This window comes from Geothrix sp. 21YS21S-2 (assembly GCF_030846775.1).
Classification (GTDB): Bacteria; Acidobacteriota; Holophagae; order Holophagales; family Holophagaceae; genus Mesoterricola.
The window spans coordinates 1,655,788-1,670,925 of sequence record NZ_CP132910.1 but is presented as its reverse complement, the minus strand read 5'-3'; the positions used below and the strand labels follow the sequence as shown (position 1 = coordinate 1,670,925).

13 protein-coding genes are annotated in these 15,138 nt (G+C 69.8%); 2 read left to right on the top strand and 11 right to left on the bottom strand.

All coding sequences use genetic code 11. The features are described 5' to 3' along the window. Positions 1-376 precede the first annotated feature (376 nt). The 5 genes from RAH40_RS07585 to RAH40_RS07565 are packed head-to-tail and all read right to left on the bottom strand — an operon-like array spanning position 377 to position 5,160. Positions 377-1,873 (bottom strand): hypothetical protein, encoded by a 1,497-nt coding sequence (locus RAH40_RS07585; RefSeq protein ID WP_306601486.1) that lies wholly within the window; start codon positions 1,871-1,873, stop codon positions 377-379. Further along, positions 1,870-2,832, bottom strand: a complete 963-nt coding sequence (locus tag RAH40_RS07580; protein ID WP_306601485.1) for a VWA domain-containing protein — start codon at positions 2,830-2,832, stop codon at positions 1,870-1,872. Before RAH40_RS07580 ends, RAH40_RS07585 begins: the two co-directional genes overlap by 4 nt. Next, positions 2,829-3,536: a hypothetical protein gene (locus RAH40_RS07575; RefSeq protein ID WP_306601484.1), complete on the bottom strand. Its 708-nt coding sequence runs from the start codon at positions 3,534-3,536 to the stop codon at positions 2,829-2,831. Before RAH40_RS07575 ends, RAH40_RS07580 begins: the two co-directional genes overlap by 4 nt. Continuing rightward, the gene (locus RAH40_RS07570) at positions 3,536-4,306 is read right to left on the bottom strand and encodes a DUF58 domain-containing protein (RefSeq protein WP_306601483.1); all 771 of its coding nucleotides are present in this window, start codon (positions 4,304-4,306) and stop codon (positions 3,536-3,538) included. The genes RAH40_RS07575 and RAH40_RS07570 overlap by 1 nt, the downstream gene beginning before the upstream one ends. A 26-nt stretch (positions 4,307-4,332) precedes the next feature. Next, positions 4,333-5,160 carry a MipA/OmpV family protein gene (locus RAH40_RS07565; protein WP_306601482.1) on the bottom strand — a complete coding sequence of 276 codons (828 nt, stop codon included), beginning with the start codon at positions 5,158-5,160 and terminating at the stop codon, positions 4,333-4,335. Between the two features lie 282 nt (positions 5,161-5,442). Between RAH40_RS07565 and RAH40_RS07560 the strand changes: the two genes are divergently transcribed. Further along, positions 5,443-5,712 carry an AbrB/MazE/SpoVT family DNA-binding domain-containing protein gene (locus RAH40_RS07560; protein ID WP_306601481.1) on the top strand — a complete coding sequence of 90 codons (270 nt, stop codon included), beginning with the start codon at positions 5,443-5,445 and terminating at the stop codon, positions 5,710-5,712. A gap of 2 nt (positions 5,713-5,714) precedes the next feature. Further along, complete coding sequence (locus RAH40_RS07555; protein ID WP_306601480.1) at positions 5,715-6,098, top strand: PIN domain-containing protein; 384 nt, start codon at positions 5,715-5,717, stop codon at positions 6,096-6,098. Positions 6,099-6,176: 78 nt separating this feature from the next. On the opposite strand, the gene nuoE is transcribed toward RAH40_RS07555, so the two are convergent. The 6 genes from nuoE to RAH40_RS07525 form a co-directional block, all read right to left on the bottom strand. After that, a complete protein-coding gene (gene nuoE / locus RAH40_RS07550; RefSeq protein WP_306601479.1) occupies positions 6,177-6,722 on the bottom strand; it encodes an NADH-quinone oxidoreductase subunit NuoE in 546 nt (181 codons plus the stop codon). After that, positions 6,719-8,485 (bottom strand): NADH-dependent [FeFe] hydrogenase, group A6, encoded by a 1,767-nt coding sequence (locus tag RAH40_RS07545; protein ID WP_306601478.1) that lies wholly within the window; start codon positions 8,483-8,485, stop codon positions 6,719-6,721. Before RAH40_RS07545 ends, nuoE begins: the two co-directional genes overlap by 4 nt. 30 nt (positions 8,486-8,515) lie before the next feature. Next, the gene (locus RAH40_RS07540) at positions 8,516-10,708 is read right to left on the bottom strand and encodes an NADH-ubiquinone oxidoreductase-F iron-sulfur binding region domain-containing protein (protein ID WP_306601477.1); all 2,193 of its coding nucleotides are present in this window, start codon (positions 10,706-10,708) and stop codon (positions 8,516-8,518) included. Positions 10,709-10,993: 285 nt separating this feature from the next. Next, positions 10,994-12,424, bottom strand: coding sequence for a DUF4139 domain-containing protein (locus tag RAH40_RS07535; protein WP_306601476.1), 1,431 nt, complete (start codon positions 12,422-12,424; stop codon positions 10,994-10,996). A 69-nt stretch (positions 12,425-12,493) separates the two neighbouring features. Continuing rightward, positions 12,494-13,003, bottom strand: a complete 510-nt coding sequence (locus RAH40_RS07530; protein ID WP_306601475.1) for a chemotaxis protein CheW — start codon at positions 13,001-13,003, stop codon at positions 12,494-12,496. 15 nt (positions 13,004-13,018) lie between these two features. Beyond that, positions 13,019-14,632 carry a methyl-accepting chemotaxis protein gene (locus RAH40_RS07525; RefSeq protein ID WP_306601474.1) on the bottom strand — a complete coding sequence of 538 codons (1,614 nt, stop codon included), beginning with the start codon at positions 14,630-14,632 and terminating at the stop codon, positions 13,019-13,021. Between the last annotated feature and the right edge of the window lie 506 nt (positions 14,633-15,138).

Below are 15,138 nucleotides of genomic sequence, written 5' to 3'. Positions count from 1 at the left end.
TGGCAATGGAAAGGCGGCCAGAAGCCAGCCAAACGCTCAGGGCCTCCCGTCAGGCAATATTAAAAGCCTATGGATCATCCGGAAGGATTCACTCGGGTGGAGGCCGCCAAGGCCATCGCGGCGGCGCCATCCCGGCGGGAGCCATCGTCCCCTGGGCCTGAACGTCTTGGCGGTCGTACGCCGGCTCCGGGCGCGGAACGTCCTCAACGTCATCGCCGCGGCCCCGGCCAGCCGGCCCTTTCCCGGACGCGACGCCCTGGGGGCAGGCCTGATCGGCCCGGACCTTCGTGGACCGGTTCACGGCGCCCAGTCCGGGAACCGATCGCACCCCGGCCCGGGGCAAGGCAGGGTCCGGCCTGGGCGGGCCGACTGCCCATCAGATATCCTTCACCCCTCCAGGCGGCTTTTTCGGAAGCCGCTGCTTGAGCCCTTCCAGCTCGTCCTGTCTGGCGGCCTGGCTCGGCGGGGGCGGGGGCGGTTTCTTGGGGTTGGGCGGGGGCGGGCCGGGGTCCTTGAGGAGGGTCTGGAGGTTGTGGACGGCCTCCTCGCGACCGGGCTGTTCCGTGAGGACGCGCTCCAGGAGGGTGCGGGCGTCCTCGGGGCGGCCCAGGTCCAGGCTGGCCTTGGCCGCCAGGAGCAGGGCGGGGACGCGCCAGGGGGGCAGGGGGCGGGGGGCGCCCTGGCCGGTGAGGGGTGCCAGGGTCTCCAGGGCGTCCTTGGGGGCCTTGGACTTCAGTTCGATGCGGGCGCGCAGCAGGCGGTGGGTGGGGGCGTCGCCCCGGGGCTTCCACCGCTGGGCGGAGGCGAGGTCCTCGTGGTCCAGGGCGCTCTGGGCCATCCAGGCGCGGATGGACTGGGGCACCGGCACCTCGGCCCGGGCGGGGACCGCTTGGGCGGACCCCGCAAGGACGGCCAGGATCAGGAGGAAGGGGCGCCAGGCCCGCATGGGCTTGCCCGCGGCGGCGAGCCAGATGCAGATGCCGGCCAGGGCCAGCCAGGCCCCGGCCTCGGGGTGGGCGGGCAGGAGGGAGCGGGACATGGGCAGGGGCTCGCGGCCCTGGGCCAGGTCCTGGAACAGCCGCGCCAGGTCGTCGCCCGGGGCCAGGGCGCGGCCGCCGGCGGCCTTGGCCAGGGCGGCCATATAGTCCGGGCGGGCCTGGCTGAACAGGGCCTCGTCCTTGCCGCCGGCGTCCACCGGCTGCTTGGCGGTCTGGCCCACGCAGAGGGTGTAGAGGGGCAGCTTCGCCTTGGCCAGGAGGGCGGAACTGCGCTGCAGGGCCTCCTCCGGCGCCTCCCAGGTCTCCTCGCCGTCGCCGACCAGGAGGATCACTTCGGGGGTGCGGGGGCCGGCCTGGGCCGCCACCTGGGGCAGGCCCCTGCCGATGGAGGTGCCGGGGGAGCCCAGTTCGCCGGGCGTCACGGCGCGGGGGGCGTCCCGGAGGAGCCTGAGGTCGTCCCCGGGCGGCAGGAGCGGGATGGCGTCGCCGGTGAGGAGATCCAGGCTGAACAGGATCCCGGGGTTGGGCTGCGACCAGAGCTTGTCCAGCACGGCCAGGGCCGCCTCCCATCGCGTACGCGGGACCCCGCCCGGGCCCGGCGCGTCCCGGACGCCCATGGAGCGGCTGGCGTCCAGCACCACCCGCACCGTGAGCCGCGGGGCCTCCGGCGCCCCCCACCGGGGCTCGGCCAGGCCGATGCCCGCGCCCAGCAGGATGAAGGCGAGCCCCAGGCCCTGCGCCAGGGGCAGCTGGGCCACGACGCGGACCCCCAGCCCGGGCCGGCTCTGGGCCCAGAGGCCCAGCACCAGCGCCAGCGCGGCCAGCCCCAGGCCGGGCCAGAGGAGGGCGGGGTGGGAGAAGGTGCCGGGGATCATGGGTCCACCATCCAGGCCGGGGCGGGCCGGCCGCGCTTGCGGCCCAGGTCCAGCACCAGGGGCAGCGCCAGGATGCCCGCGGCCAGGAGGAACCAGCGCGCCAGGGGCCTGCCCTCGGTGGGCGCGTCCACGGGGAGGGCGGTCTTCTCCAGGGCGTCGATGGCGGTCATGCTCCGGGCCAGGCCCGCGGGGTCGCCGGCGCTGAAGGCCTCGCCGCCCGTGGCCTGGGCGATGCGCTTGAGGGTTTCGGGGTCCGTCTCCACCTTGAGGCTGGCGAAGCCGCCGCCCTCCAGGGGGTAGAGGGCGTCCCCGTCGCCGCCGATGGCCACGGTGTGGATGCGGATGCCGTTTCGCCGGGCCTCCTCCGCGGCCTCCAGGGGCTCGACGTGGCCCCGGTTCTGGGCCCCGTCGGTGAGGAGCAGGATGACCCGGGAGCGGGCGGGGCTGTCCGAGAGCCGGCGCACGGCGGTCATCAGGGCGCTGCCGATGGCGGTGCCATCGTCCCGGCTCTCGATCTCGAGGCGCTCCAGCATGGTCCAGAGCCGCACGTGATCGGCGGTGAGGGGCGTGAGCGTCACCGGGTGGGCGCTGAACAGGACCACCGCGAAGCGGTCGTGGTCCCGCCCGGCGATGAAGAGCTTGAGCAGCCGGCGCGCCGCGTTCCACCGGTCCTCCTTGGCGCCGCCGTCCATGGCCTTCATGGAGCTGGAACCGTCGAGGACCACGGCGAAGTCCACCACCGGGGCGCGCCCCGCCACATCGGTGCGCCTTTCGGGCACCGCGGCCGCCACCACCAGCAGCGCCACGATGAGGGCGGGGATTAGGTGCGACAGCCAGCGCGCCACGCGGCCCGAGGGCCGGGAGCTGGGGATGCCCCACCGGTAGCTGGTGCGCACCGCGATCCAGATGCCCGGCAGGAGGAGCAGCAGGAGCCACGGGTAGCGGAGGGCCAGGGTCATTTCCCCTCCAGCGCGTGCAGGAGGTCGGCCACCGGCGGGAAGGGGGGCTCGGTGCGGGCGAAGCGGGCCGCGTCCAGGCTCAGCACCCAGGTGGCCCAGGCGTCCAGGCCCCGGGCCCGCATCGCCTCGGCGCCCCAGCCCAGGGCGTCGTCGCCGAAGTGGGCCGCCAGGAGGTCCCGGCCTGTGGCGTGGGCCGCGTCCAGCCCCAGGCGTCCGGGTTCGCGGGGCGGGTAGTGGTGCGCGAAGGCCCTGCGGGCGGCGCGGCGCCGGCGCTTGGCGGAGCCCTTGAGGTGGTGGCGGCGCAGCGCCCAGACCGCCCCGGCCAGGGGGATCAGCAGGAGCGTGGCCCATTCCCAGGGAAAGGGGACGAAGGGCAGGAGGTCCTCCCTGCCCCCGCCCACGGCCACCCAGGGCGCCCCGAAGGGCACGGTGCGGGGCACGGTGATCCGCAGCTCCGCCGTCCTGCGGCCGTCGCCGAGGTCGATGGGCCGGACCACCGCGAGCCCGGGGCCCAGGGGCTGGACGGTGATGCGCCAGCCGCGGCCGTCCTTGAGGGGGTCCACGCCCCGCACCGCCAGGGGGCCCAGGCGCTCCTCCCCCGGCCGGGGCAGGGGCGGGGCCGCGGGGTCGTCGTCCCGCAGTTCCAGGGTGCCCAGCCTGCCCATGGGCAGTTCGGCGGGGGCCTTCCACACGGGCGCGCCCATCAGCCGCCTCCGCCCTTGAGCCAGATCCCCAGGCGGGTGACGGGGTCCTCCATGATGTTCCAGTCCTGGCGCTCCACGTTGGGCGGGAAGCCCGGGTCGGGCCAGTTGGGCATGTGGCGGTAGTGGGGCTGCTCGGGCCTGAACCACACCACGCGGTGCCGCGCCGCCAGGGGCTTGAGGAGCGGCGCCAGGCCCTGGAGCCCCGCCCCGTTGCTCAGGATCCACAGCCGGTGGCCGCGTCCGTGGTCGCCCCAGTGGCCCAGCGCCTCCTGCCAGTCGGCGGGGCCCGGGATGGCCGGGCCGCGTCCGGAGAGGGCCTCGAGGAGGTGCAGGCCCTGGACCCGGCCACGCCGGGGGGCGATGCGCAGGGGCGGCGTGCTGGCGTCCCCCGGAACCAGGAGGCCCAGCCGGTCCTTGCCCGCGGCCGTGGTGGCCTGGGCGGCCCCGCAGATCTCCAGGGCCCACCGGATGGGGCTCACGGGGTCGCCCAGGAACATGGAGGGCGAGGGGTCCACCACCAGCCACACGATGAGCTCGCGGCTGGCCTGGAAGATCTTGATGATGGGCTCGCCCGTGCGGGCCGTGAGGGGCCAGTTGATGGCCCGGGGATCGTCCCCGGGCACGTAGGGCCGGTTCTCCACGAAGGTCAGCCCCGCGCCCTTGATCTTGCTGAGGTGCAGCCCCTCCGTGCCCCCGCGCAGGACCTTGCGCAGCCTCAGCGGGAGCCGCCGGAGCCGGGACAGGAATCGCTTCCAGCCTTTGGGAGTCATGGCTTCATCGTAGCCGCTTCCGGGGCCTATTGCGGGCCGCCGAAGCGGTAGCTGAACCCGGCCCCTCCGTTCAGGCTGGACTCCCTGCGGACCAGGGGGCTCCGGCGGGCATCCCCGGGGAAGGTGGTCCCGAACAGGCTGAGGTGATAGGAGACCTTGCGCCCCGGATGGTAGCCCAGCGACAGGAGGCCGCCCAGGTCCCGCAGGCCCGCGCGCGGGGCGAAGGGGCCGGTGTCTCCCGCCCCCAGGCGGGTGTCCCCCGCAGCCACCAGCGCGGCCCGCCGCTGGGCCTGGCCCGCGTCGATGCCGAAATCGTAGGCCATGCCTTCGGTGTCGGCCCAGGTGGCGTGGAGCCCAGCGGTGAGGCTCCAGCGGGGCGCCAGCCGGATGGACTGGCCGAGGGAAAGGGTCGCCCGGTTGCCGGCGCCGTCGGCCAGGCCGTGGGCCACCGCGGCCATGGCGTTCCAGCCCTTGCTGCGCCAAAGAAGGCCCGTTCCGGCCCAGGCGCCCAGGTTCCGGTCGCCCATGCCCGCCAGTTCGGGAGCCCGGTTTTCCGGCCGTCTGTCGCCGACCCCCAGCCCCACCTCCCAGGTCCATTCGGGGGTGCGCCAGAGCTGCACGCCCCCGCCGAATCCGAGGGCGACCCGGGTGGAACCCAGGAAGAACCGGCCATACTGGGCGCTCATGGTCGGGAGGAGGAGGGTGCGGTTCTTCGAGGCCCCCGGCGCCGCGGGTACGGTGAGGACCATGGCTCCCACGGTGCCCGTCCAGTGATCCGGAGACGGGGTGCCACCGGCCGGTTGCTGGGCCGCGAGGGGCAGGCAGGCGATGAGTACGAGGGGGACCAGGGACATGGAGGCTCCAGGGGCTTTTCGCCGGGTATTGAAAGAATAGCCACTTGACCCTGCAAGGCGCGCACAGGTTGAGCCCTTTCCCCATGGCCCTTTAGCGGGAGGGGATGCCGGGCCATCCTGGTCCTTTTCGGAAGAACCCAGATTGGAAGGCTCATTTCAGAATCCACGTTCCCAACCCACTCCAGGAATCAGGCGGCCTCCTTCGGTCCCATGGCAATCCGTGGCGATGAAGCCCTTGCGCCAGGGAAACATTGCATTACCCTTGGTAATGCAGGAGTGTCCATGCTCATCGCCGTCTCCAAGGTCACCCGGCAAGGCCAGATCTCGGTGCCTGCCGAAGTCCGGCGGGACCTGGGCATCCGGCCCGGGACGCAGCTGATCTGGGACCGCGGGGAGAACGGCGAGTACCGGGTCCGGCCCAAGCGGGCCACCTGGACCGACCTCCACGCGCTGATCGGCCCGCTCGAGGTCCGGCTCACGGACGAGGAGCTGAAGGACGCGAGGCGGGAATTCCTGGCCTCCCGCGCGAAACGCGACGAAGGGGGGCGGTGAGGATGGCCGCCATCGACACCAACGTCCTGGTCCGCCTCGTCACGCGGGATGATCCCGGCCAGTTCGAGAAGGCCCAGGCCTTCGTCAAGCGCAACCATCCGGTCCTCGTGACGCACCTGTCCCTGCTGGAACTGGTCTGGGTGCTCATGAGCCGCTACGGCCTGACCAAGGAGAAGGTCTGCCAGGTGGCCCAGGCCCTCCTGGAGATGGCGGAACTGGAGGTGCAGGAACCGGCCCTCCTGGAGGCCGCGCTGCGGACCTGGGAGGGTTGCCGGGCCGACTTCGCGGACTGCTTCATCCTCGAGACCGTGAAAGCTTCGGGAGGGGTGCCCCTGGGGACCTTCGACGCCACCCTGTCCAGGCTGGAAGGGTGCCGGCGCCTCTGAATAAACCTGGCCGGAGATCCAGGACGGCGTTCCCACGCGCCGCCCCGGATGCTCCGGCCATTCCCGGGATCTTGCGGATCAGGCCTTCGGTGCGGCCTTGTCCTTCTTCAGGTAGCGCTCCAGGATCAGGCTCACCTCGCCGGGGGTCACCGGGCCGTGGACCTGGTCGTCGATCATCACCACGGGCGCCAGGCCGCAGGTGCCCAGGCAGCGGGTGGACTCCAGGCTGAACATGCCGTCCTTGGTGGTCTCCCCGAACTGGATGCCCAGGTTGTCCATGAGGCGCTGGCTGATCTTGTCGGCGCCCTTGACGTAGCAGGCGGTGCCCAGGCACACGTTGATCATGTGCTTGCCGCGGGGCTGGAGGCGGAAGTAGTGGTAGAAGGTGGCGACCCCGGTGACCTTGGCCAGGGGGATCTGGGCCAGCTGGGCCACGGCTCCCATCTGCTCGGTGGAGAGCCAGCCGGTCTCGGCCTGCACCAGGTGCAGGATGGCGATGAGGTGGCTCTCGGAGTGGACGGTGCCGGAGAGCGACGCGATGAACTCCACCACGTTCGCGGGGAGGGCGGCTTCGGCCGCGGCCTTGATCTCGAGCCAGTTGTCGGTGTTCGCGATGGTGCTCACTTGATCCCCCTGGGCATCCGGGCGTGGTAGTGGGTGTGGAGCAGGTGGTGGGCCTTCTCCCCGTTGGGCTCGCCTAGGTACTCGGCATAGAGGTGTTCGATGGCGGGATTCTCATGGCTGCGGCGCAGCTGCTTGTCGTTGTCGATCTTGTAGAGCGCCTTGGCGCGCAGGCGCCCCAGCTCGGGATCCAGCACGTCCATGGAGAAGGGCGGGTAGGGCTGGCCGCCGCCGGCGACGCAGCCTCCGGGGCAGGCCATGATCTCCACCAGGTGGTACTGCTTGGGGCCGTTCTTGATGGCCTCCAGGATCGTCTTGGCGTTGGTGAGGCCGTTGGAGACGGCGATGTTGATCTCCTTGCCCGCGATGGTGATGCTGGCCTCCTTCAGGCCGGTCACGCCGCGGACGTCCTCGAAGACCAGGGGGCCCAGCTCGTCGCCCGTGAGCTTCACGGCCGCGGTGCGCAGGGCCGCCTCCATCACGCCGCCCGTGGCGCCGAAGATGTCGGCGGCGCCCGAGGAGATCCCCAGGGGCCGGTCGAACTCGCCGTCGGGAAGGTTCACGAAGTCGATGCCGTAGGACTTGATCATCCAGGCCAGCTCGCGGGTGGTGAGCACGGCGTCGGTGTAGGGGGTGCCGTCCTCCATGGCGTGCTCGGGGCGGGAGGCCTCGAACTTCTTGGCCACGCAGGGCATGATGGCCACCATGTAGACCTGGTCGGCGGTGAGGCCCTTCTTGTCCGCGTAGTGGGTCTTGGAGAGCGTGCTGAGCATCGACATGGGGGACTTGCAGGTGGAGGTGTGGGGGATCATCTCCGGGTAGAACTTCTCCATGAAGCTGACCCAGCCCGGGGAGCAGGAGGTGAGCAGCGGCAGGGGGCCGTCGCCGCCCATGCGGCGGAGGAACTCGTGGGCCTCCTCGATGATGGTCAGGTCGGCGCCGAAGTTGGTGTCGAAGACCGCGTCGAAGCCCAGGCGGCGCAGGGCCGTGATGAGCTTGCCCGTCACCGGGGTGCCGATGGGCAGGCCGAAGCACTCGCCGATGGCGGCGCGGATGGAGGGGGCGGGCTGCACGACGATGTGCTTCTTGTCGCGGGGCATGGCCAGGGCCTCCCACACGCGCTCGGTGTGGTCCTTCTCCAGGAAGGCGGCGGTGGGGCAGACGTTGATGCACTGGCCGCACTGGATGCAGGCGCTCTCGTCCATGGGGCCGAGGTTGGCCGGGCCCACCACGGTCTCGAAGCCGCGGCCGTGCTGGCTGAGGTTGTGCACGCCCTGGACCTCCTCGCAGACGCGGATGCACCGGCCGCAGAGGATGCACTTCTCGGGGGTGCGCACCACGGACTCGCTGGCGTCGTCGATGGGGAAGCGCTTGCGCTTGCCCTCGAAGTGGCGCTCCCGGACGCCCAGGCGGTAGGCCTGCTTCTGGAGCTCGCACTGGCCGTCGCGGTCGCAGGTCTGGCAATCCATTGGGTGGTTGTCGAGCAGCAGCTCCACGATGTCGCGCCGGGCGAGGCGGATCTCGGGGGAGTTGGTCTGCACGTTCATCCCCTCCCACACCTCGTGGCTGCAGGCGGTGAGGAAGCTGCTGAAGCCCTCCACCTGCACCACGCAGATGCGGCAGGCGCCTTCGAGGCTCAGCTTGGGGTGGTAGCAGAGCCTGGGGATGTGGATCCCCAGCTTCTCGGCGGCCTTGAGGACGGTGGTCCCCTTGGGCACCTGGATGTGCTCGCTGTCGATGGTGAGGTTGATCATGGTCTCGGTCATCGTGGGTTCCTGTGTCAGGGGTGCGATGGATTAGACGCGTTCGACCGCGTCGAACCGGCAGACTTCGAAGCACTGCCCGCACTTCACGCAGCGTTCCTGGTCGATCAGGTGGGCGGTCTTGCGCTGGCCGGAGATGCACTCCACCGGGCAGTTCCTGGCGCAGACGGTGCAGCCGATGCACGTCTCGGGATCGATCTGGTAGCGGATGAGGGCGACGCACTTCTTCGCCTTGCACTTCTTGTCCACGATGTGCTCGCGGTACTCCTCCTTGAAGTTCTTGAGGGAGCTGAGCACGGGGTTGGGCGCGGCGCGCCCCAGGCCGCACAGGGCGGTCTGCTGGCAGAGCCTGGCGAGGCGCTCGAGCTTGTCCAGGTCGGAGAGGACGGCCCGGCCCGAGGTGATCTTCTCGAGGATCTCGAGCATGCGGGTCGTGCCTTCGCGGCACGGTGTGCACTTCCCGCAGGACTCCTCCTGGGTGAAGCTCAGGTAGAACTTGGAGAGGTCCACCATGCAGTCGTCCTCGCTGAGGACGATCATGCCGCCGGAGCCCATGATGGAGCCGGCCCGGGAGAGGGGGCCGAAATCCACCTCCATGTCGGCCTGCGAGGCGGGGATGAAGCCGCCCGCGGGACCGCCGGTCTGGATGGCCTTCAGGGCCTTGTCGTCCTTGACGCCGCCGCCGATGTTGAACACCACCTTGGACAGCGGCGTGCCCAGGGGAACTTCCACGAGGCCCGTGTGCTTGACGTTGCCGGCCAGCGCGAAGACCTTGGTGCCCCCGCTTTCCGCGGTGCCCTGGTTGGCGAACCACTCGCCGCCGTAGTTGATGATGGCGCTGACGTTGGCGAAGGTCTCGACGTTGTTGATGCAGGTGGGCTTGCCCCAGAGGCCGCGCACGGTGGGGTAGGGGGGGCGGACCTTGGGCTGGCCGCGCTCGCCTTCGATGGAGCGGATGAGGGCGGTCTCCTCGCCGCACACGAAGGCGCCGGCGCCCAGGCGCACTTCCATGTCGAAGTCCCAGCCCGAGCCCATGATGTTCTTGCCCAGGAGGCCGGCCTTGCGGCACCTGGCCAGGGCGTTCTGGATGCGCTTGATGGCCAGCGGATACTCGGCGCGGATGTAGTAGAACCCGTGGCCGGCGCCGATGGCGAAGGCCGCGATGATCATGCCCTCGACGATGTTGAAGGGGTCGGACTCCAGCATGCCGCGGTCCATGAACGCGCCCGGATCGCCCTCGTCGCCGTTGCAGATGAGGTAGCGGGTCGTCTCGGCCTGGTCATGGGCGATCTTCCACTTCTGGCCGGTGGGGAAGCCGCCGCCGCCCCGGCCCCGCAGGCGGGCCTTGAGCACCTCGTTGATCACCCAGAGGGGGTCGTTCTTGCCGAGGACCGTGGCCAGGGCCTTGAACCCGCCGAACCGGACGTACTCCTCCAGGTTCTCGGGGTCCACGATGCCGCTGTTGCGCATGGCGATGCGGTTCTGGTGGTTGAAGAAGTGGATGTCGCCGTAGAGGGAGTAGAAGTCCTGGGTGATGGGCTTCTCGGGGCAGCGCAGGTGGTCCACCGGCTCGCCGCCGATGGCGTGCTTCTCGAGGATCTCGTCCAGGTCCTTCTCGGTGGAGATGCGGTAGAGGACCTGGTCGGGGTTCACGAGGACGTGCGTGCACTTGCCCTCGGTCTCGTCGCTGCAGGCGCCGAAGCACCGCACGTGGCTGGTCTTGACCCGGCTCGCGGGAACCGCCTGCTCCTTGAGCTTGCGGTCGAAGGCGTGCTTGAGGGTCTGGCCCGTGGTGCAGCGGCGGCCTTCGCAGAAGATGAAGGAGAGCTCGGCCCGGTTGTCCAGGGAGCCGTCCAGGGCGTGCTCCACGAGGGGCTCGCCCTTCTGGATGTGGCTGGAGAAGATCTTGTGCACCAGGGCCCGGTCCACGCGCTCGTACTTGACGGGCATCTTGCCGGGAGCTGTGATGCCCACGATGGGCTCCTTGCTGCAGCGGCCCGTGCAGCCGGTCTTGTGGATGACGATGTCGTCGCGCCCGGAAGCCTGGATGTGCTTCTGGAATTCGTCGAGGGCCTCGAGGGAACCCGCCGCGTGCTCGCAGGTGGCCGAGCCGATCTGGATCTGGATCTTCGCGGAATCGCCGCTTTCAGCCAGGACCGCGTCCGCGTTCTTCCTCAACGAGTCGAAGAAGTCCGCAACCGGGTTTGCCGCGACCGGATTTGCCATGGGGAGCTCCGTGGGAACTGGGCCGGGGAACTGCGGCCAATGTTGAAAAAAGTATCGATACAAAAATATCGAATTGGGCTACACTGTTTGCCATGGTGCCTGGCGTTGCGTTGCAAAACGATGCAAGGTGGGTATCGCACAACCAGGGAGCGTCGAGGACTCGACTCTCGGATCTTGTCGTTCCTTACGGGGCCCAGGAATCCATGGAGAGGGCTCGCGGCAGGTCGACCACAGATCCAAAATAGCCGCACCCGGGGGCCGGCGCGTTGATATTTATCACATCGGTCACCAGCGCATGCGCGCGCGGTAGGTGAGGGTGGCGCTTCCCTCCGCCGGGACCGCCACCTCGAACCGGGCCAGGCCGCTGGTCTCCTTGGTGAAATCGTGGCTCTTCTGGACGATCTCCCAGTCCCCGTAGATCGGCTCCAGCACGGAGACGGTGACGGGTTCCTTCTTGGCGTTGCGCACCTCCACCTGGAAGGCGGCCTCGGTCACGTGCCGGTAGGCGCCCTGGGTGCCCAGGACCTTGAAGTCGGTCTGCTTGCGGGCGGCGGTGACGTCGAAGGCGTCGCCGAGTTTGAGTCTCACCGTCTCGTTCCGGGGAGTGTGGTCCACGGCGTCCTCGCCCACGAACTGCGGCCGGCCCTGCCCGTCGCGCTTGTAGACCCGCACCACGCCCTTGGGCATGGGCATGCCCATGCGGGATTCCTCCCGGTTCCGGAACTCGACGAAGACGCCCACCTTGGGCTTCTCGCCCAGGTCCTCGTAGCGGGCCTGGAAGTACCAGGCGTCCCCGCGCAGGAGGTACTCCTTGCGCACCGGCACGCCCTGGGCGGTGAGCAGGGCCACCTGCTTGGTCTGGTTCTCCTTGAGGGTGGTGGGCCGGTCCAGGGTGTAGAGGTGGTACTCGAAGAGGCTCTCCTCCTTCATCTCGGCCCGGGCGGAGGCCTTGGCCATGGCCATCATCGGGGCGGGGGCCGGGGCCCGGTTCACGGGGGCCCGGTGGACGTCCCCGGCCACCAGCTGGAGGGTGGCGTTGGGGTACGCGGAGCCGCTCTGGTTGGTGAGGGTGACCCAGCCGCTGAGGTCCAGGGTCTTCTCGTCCGGGGCTAGGTTGGCCACGTAGTCCGCGCGCCAGGAGAGGCCGCCGGTGAGGTAGCTGAGCTCGAGCTTCTGGGCGCGGTCCTTCGGGGAGTGGAGGCTGAGCACCAGGGTGGGGCGGGCCCTCAGGTTGGCGGGGACCCCGGGGTAGATGATCCGGCCCGGGATGGACGTCTCGATGCGGTCGGCGAACTTGAGCACGGTTCCGCCGTTGGTGGCCAGCACCTCGGCCTCCTCCCGCGCCTCCCGGGAGCCCGGGCCGTCCGGGTTGGGTTTCTGGGAGACCACGGTGACCTTCCGTCCCACGTACTTCTCCAGGAGCTTCTGGGGGGTGAGCAGGTCGAAGTCGAAGTTCTGCTCGTTGATCCAGAAATCCTTGGATTCGGTCAGGTTGCGTATCAGGGCGGTCTCGGGGCGGATCTGGGCCGAGACCTCCTGGAAGGCCAGGTCCAGGTCCCCCTTGGGCAGCCGCACCTCGCGAAGGTCCTTCACCAGGGCGAGGTTGTCGTTGTAGATGGTCACGGCCAGGCCCTGCTGGTCCTTCAGGGTCGTGGTCTGCTCCGGGCTCTGGGCGGCGAGGATGGCCGGAAGGGAGGCGAGGACGAGGATGCGCATGGGGTCTCCTGGGTGTCCCGTGGATTCGGGTCCCAGTTTAGACAGGTTCGGGAGGCGGAAGGTTCCCGGTCAGGCGGAAATCGCCGACAGTTCGTCCAGGGAGAGGACGTGGTCCACGTCCAGGAGGATGACGAACTCGCCGTCCACCTTCCCGATGCCGGCGAGGAACTCGCTGCGCAGGGCGCTGCCGAAGGCCGGCGGAGGCTCGATGTCGGATGCGCCGATGTCCAGGACCGCGCGCACCTGGTCGACGATGAAGCCCAGCACCAGGTCCTCGTCATGGTGCTCCACCTCGAGCACCACCACGCAGGTGCGCCGCGAGACCTCGCTGGGGGGCCGGCCGAACCGCACGGCCAGGTCGATCACGGGCACGACGGAGCCGCGGAGGTTGATCACGCCCCGGATGAAGTCAGGCATCATCGGGACCTGGGTGAGGGCGCCGTACTGGATCACCTCCTTGATGGAGCGGATCTCCATGGCGAAGGTCTCCCCGCCCAGGACGAAGGCCAGGAACTGGCGGGGCTTCTCCGCGGCGGCGGGAGCCGGGTTGCGGCGTTGGATGGTCATGAGTTCGGACATGGGGGCCATCTCCTTTCAGAACCGCGCGAAGCCGGGTTCGTTGAAGCGGGCCCCCGCGCGGGCCTCGCGGACGGGGCGGGCGGCGGGAGCCGGACGCCTGGGCGCGGCGGCGCCGCCCTTGAGGCTGAAGAAGGCCATGGCGGTCTGGAGCTCGAGGGCATGGCCCGTGACCTCCTCGGCCGTGCTGGCCAGCTCCTCAGAAGCCGCGGCGTTCTGGGCCACGGCCTGGCTGATCTGGGCGATGGCGCCGTTGATCTGGCCCACGCCCGAGTTCTGCTCGGCGCTGGCGGCGGCGATCTCGGTCACCAGGTCCGAGGTCTTCTGGATGGAGGGGACGATGGTGTCCAGCAGCCTGCCGGCGCGTTCGGCCAGGTCCACGCTTCCCGAGGCCAGCCGGCTGATCTCCTCCGCCGCCACCTGGCTCCGCTCGGCCAGCTTGCGCACTTCGGCGGCGACCACCGCGAAGCCCCGGCCGTGCTCCCCGGCCCGCCCCGCCTCGATGGCCGCGTTCAGGGCCAGGAGGTTGGTCTGGTAGGCGATGTCGTCGATGATCCCGATCTTCTGGGCGATCTCCTTCATGGCGCCGACGGTCTGTTTCACGGCCTCGCCGCCTTCCACCGTGTCCTTCGCGGTGCCGGTGGCCAGGTCCCCGGTCATCTTCGCATTTTCATTGTTCTGGGCGATGGAGGCGCTCATCTCCTCCATGGAGGCGCTGGTCTCCTCCACGCTTGCAGCCTGCTCGCTGGCGCCCTGGCTCAGGGACTGGGCCGTGGAGCTGAGCTGCTCTGCGGCGCCGGAAAGGGAGCCCGAGGAGTCCTGCACCTTGCCCACCACGTCCGCCAGCCGCTCGACCATGTCCTTGATGGAGGCCATCATGCTGGTGGTGTCGCCCTGGGCGGTGCGCACGTCCACCGACAGGTCGCCGGAGGCCACGCGCCGCGCCACTTCGGAGGCCTCCGCGAGCTCCCCGCCCACCTGGCTCCGGAGGATCCGGGAGACCCCGAGGCCCAGGGCGATGGCCACCGCGAAGGCCGCGGCGATGAACCCGATGGTCTGGTTCTGGAGGGAGGCGACGGCCTCGAGGCTCTTCTTCTGGGTGGTGGCCGCGTCCTGGAGGTTGACCTCCTCGATGGCCTTGAAGGTCTTGTCCAGCTCCAGGGTCTTCGGGCGCACCTCGGTGAAGAGGAACGTGCTGGCCTGGGCGTGCTTGTTGGCGTCCACCAGCCCGGTGAACTGCTTGCAGGCCTCCTCGTAGGGCCCCCACGCCTTGTCGAAGGCGGCCCAGAGGGCCACTTCCTCGGGCGCCATGCGCGTGGAGCGCTCCTTGGCGATGTGATCGAACAGGTTCGACCGGGTGGCGGCAAGCGATTGGCCCACTTCGCGCCGGTGTTCGGCGTCCGGCGCCACGAAGTAGTTGTTCGTGAGCCGGGCATACATGATCCCCGCGCTCCGGGCCTTGCCCACCAGGGCGACCGAGGTCAGGTTGTTCTCGTACAGATCGGTCATCATCCCGCTCACGGTGCGGGTGTTGGACATGCCCCGGAGTCCGACCAGGACGGCCACCAGGGCCACGAGGAAGAATGAGAGGATGAGCTGGGATGCCAGCCTGAGGTTGCGGAACCACGTCATGGGAGTCTCCTGGGCAGGGCGATGCCGGCCCTCCCGTGTGGGGGGTTCGGGAACCTGCCTCTTCCATGCAAGTGTGATTGATTCTCAGGAACAGGCCATACGGGAGATTACCTAGGCCTCTATGGCGCAGGCGACAGGAGTGAGCCAAAGCACGGTGGAGCGAAGTTGGCGCAGGAAGGGCCTCAAGCCACACCGCCCGGTTGGGTTCAAAGTGAGCCATGATCCTGTATTCGGAGAGGAGGGGGGCACGTCGTGGCAAAGGTCGCACGGGCACGAAAACCGCTGGAAGCCACCCGGATGGCCGCCGTCCTGAAGTGACACCGGAACCTGCATTTGCTTTTTCGGCGATCCTCGGCTGCCTCGGCGCCTCGGCGCCTCGGCGATATGCTCTTTCTGGAGTCTCGCGCCGCCAACCGTCAATGCGTTGAAGCAACCATGAAACTGCTTATCGCCGAGGGCGCCGAGGTGCCGAGGATCGCCGAAAAAGAAAAAATGATGGGGTTTCT

Bases quoted from the DNA above. Each gene is read 5' to 3' on its own strand.
- RAH40_RS07545 (WP_306601478.1), bottom strand. From the start codon at position 8,485: ATGACCGAGACCATGATCAACCTCACCATCGACAGCGAGCACATCCAG.
- RAH40_RS07570 (WP_306601483.1), bottom strand. From the start codon at position 4,306: ATGACTCCCAAAGGCTGGAAGCGATTCCTGTCCCGGCTCCGGCGGCTC.
- RAH40_RS07575 (WP_306601484.1), bottom strand. From the start codon at position 3,536: ATGGGCGCGCCCGTGTGGAAGGCCCCCGCCGAACTGCCCATGGGCAGG.
- RAH40_RS07555 (WP_306601480.1), top strand. From the start codon at position 5,715: ATGGCCGCCATCGACACCAACGTCCTGGTCCGCCTCGTCACGCGGGAT.
- RAH40_RS07530 (WP_306601475.1), bottom strand. From the start codon at position 13,003: ATGTCCGAACTCATGACCATCCAACGCCGCAACCCGGCTCCCGCCGCC.
- RAH40_RS07565 (WP_306601482.1), bottom strand. From the start codon at position 5,160: ATGTCCCTGGTCCCCCTCGTACTCATCGCCTGCCTGCCCCTCGCGGCC.
- RAH40_RS07560 (WP_306601481.1), top strand. From the start codon at position 5,443: ATGCTCATCGCCGTCTCCAAGGTCACCCGGCAAGGCCAGATCTCGGTG.
- RAH40_RS07585 (WP_306601486.1), bottom strand. From the start codon at position 1,873: ATGATCCCCGGCACCTTCTCCCACCCCGCCCTCCTCTGGCCCGGCCTG.
- RAH40_RS07540 (WP_306601477.1), bottom strand. From the start codon at position 10,708: ATGGCAAATCCGGTCGCGGCAAACCCGGTTGCGGACTTCTTCGACTCG.
- RAH40_RS07580 (WP_306601485.1), bottom strand. From the start codon at position 2,832: ATGACCCTGGCCCTCCGCTACCCGTGGCTCCTGCTGCTCCTCCTGCCG.
- RAH40_RS07525 (WP_306601474.1), bottom strand. From the start codon at position 14,632: ATGACGTGGTTCCGCAACCTCAGGCTGGCATCCCAGCTCATCCTCTCA.
- RAH40_RS07535 (WP_306601476.1), bottom strand. From the start codon at position 12,424: ATGCGCATCCTCGTCCTCGCCTCCCTTCCGGCCATCCTCGCCGCCCAG.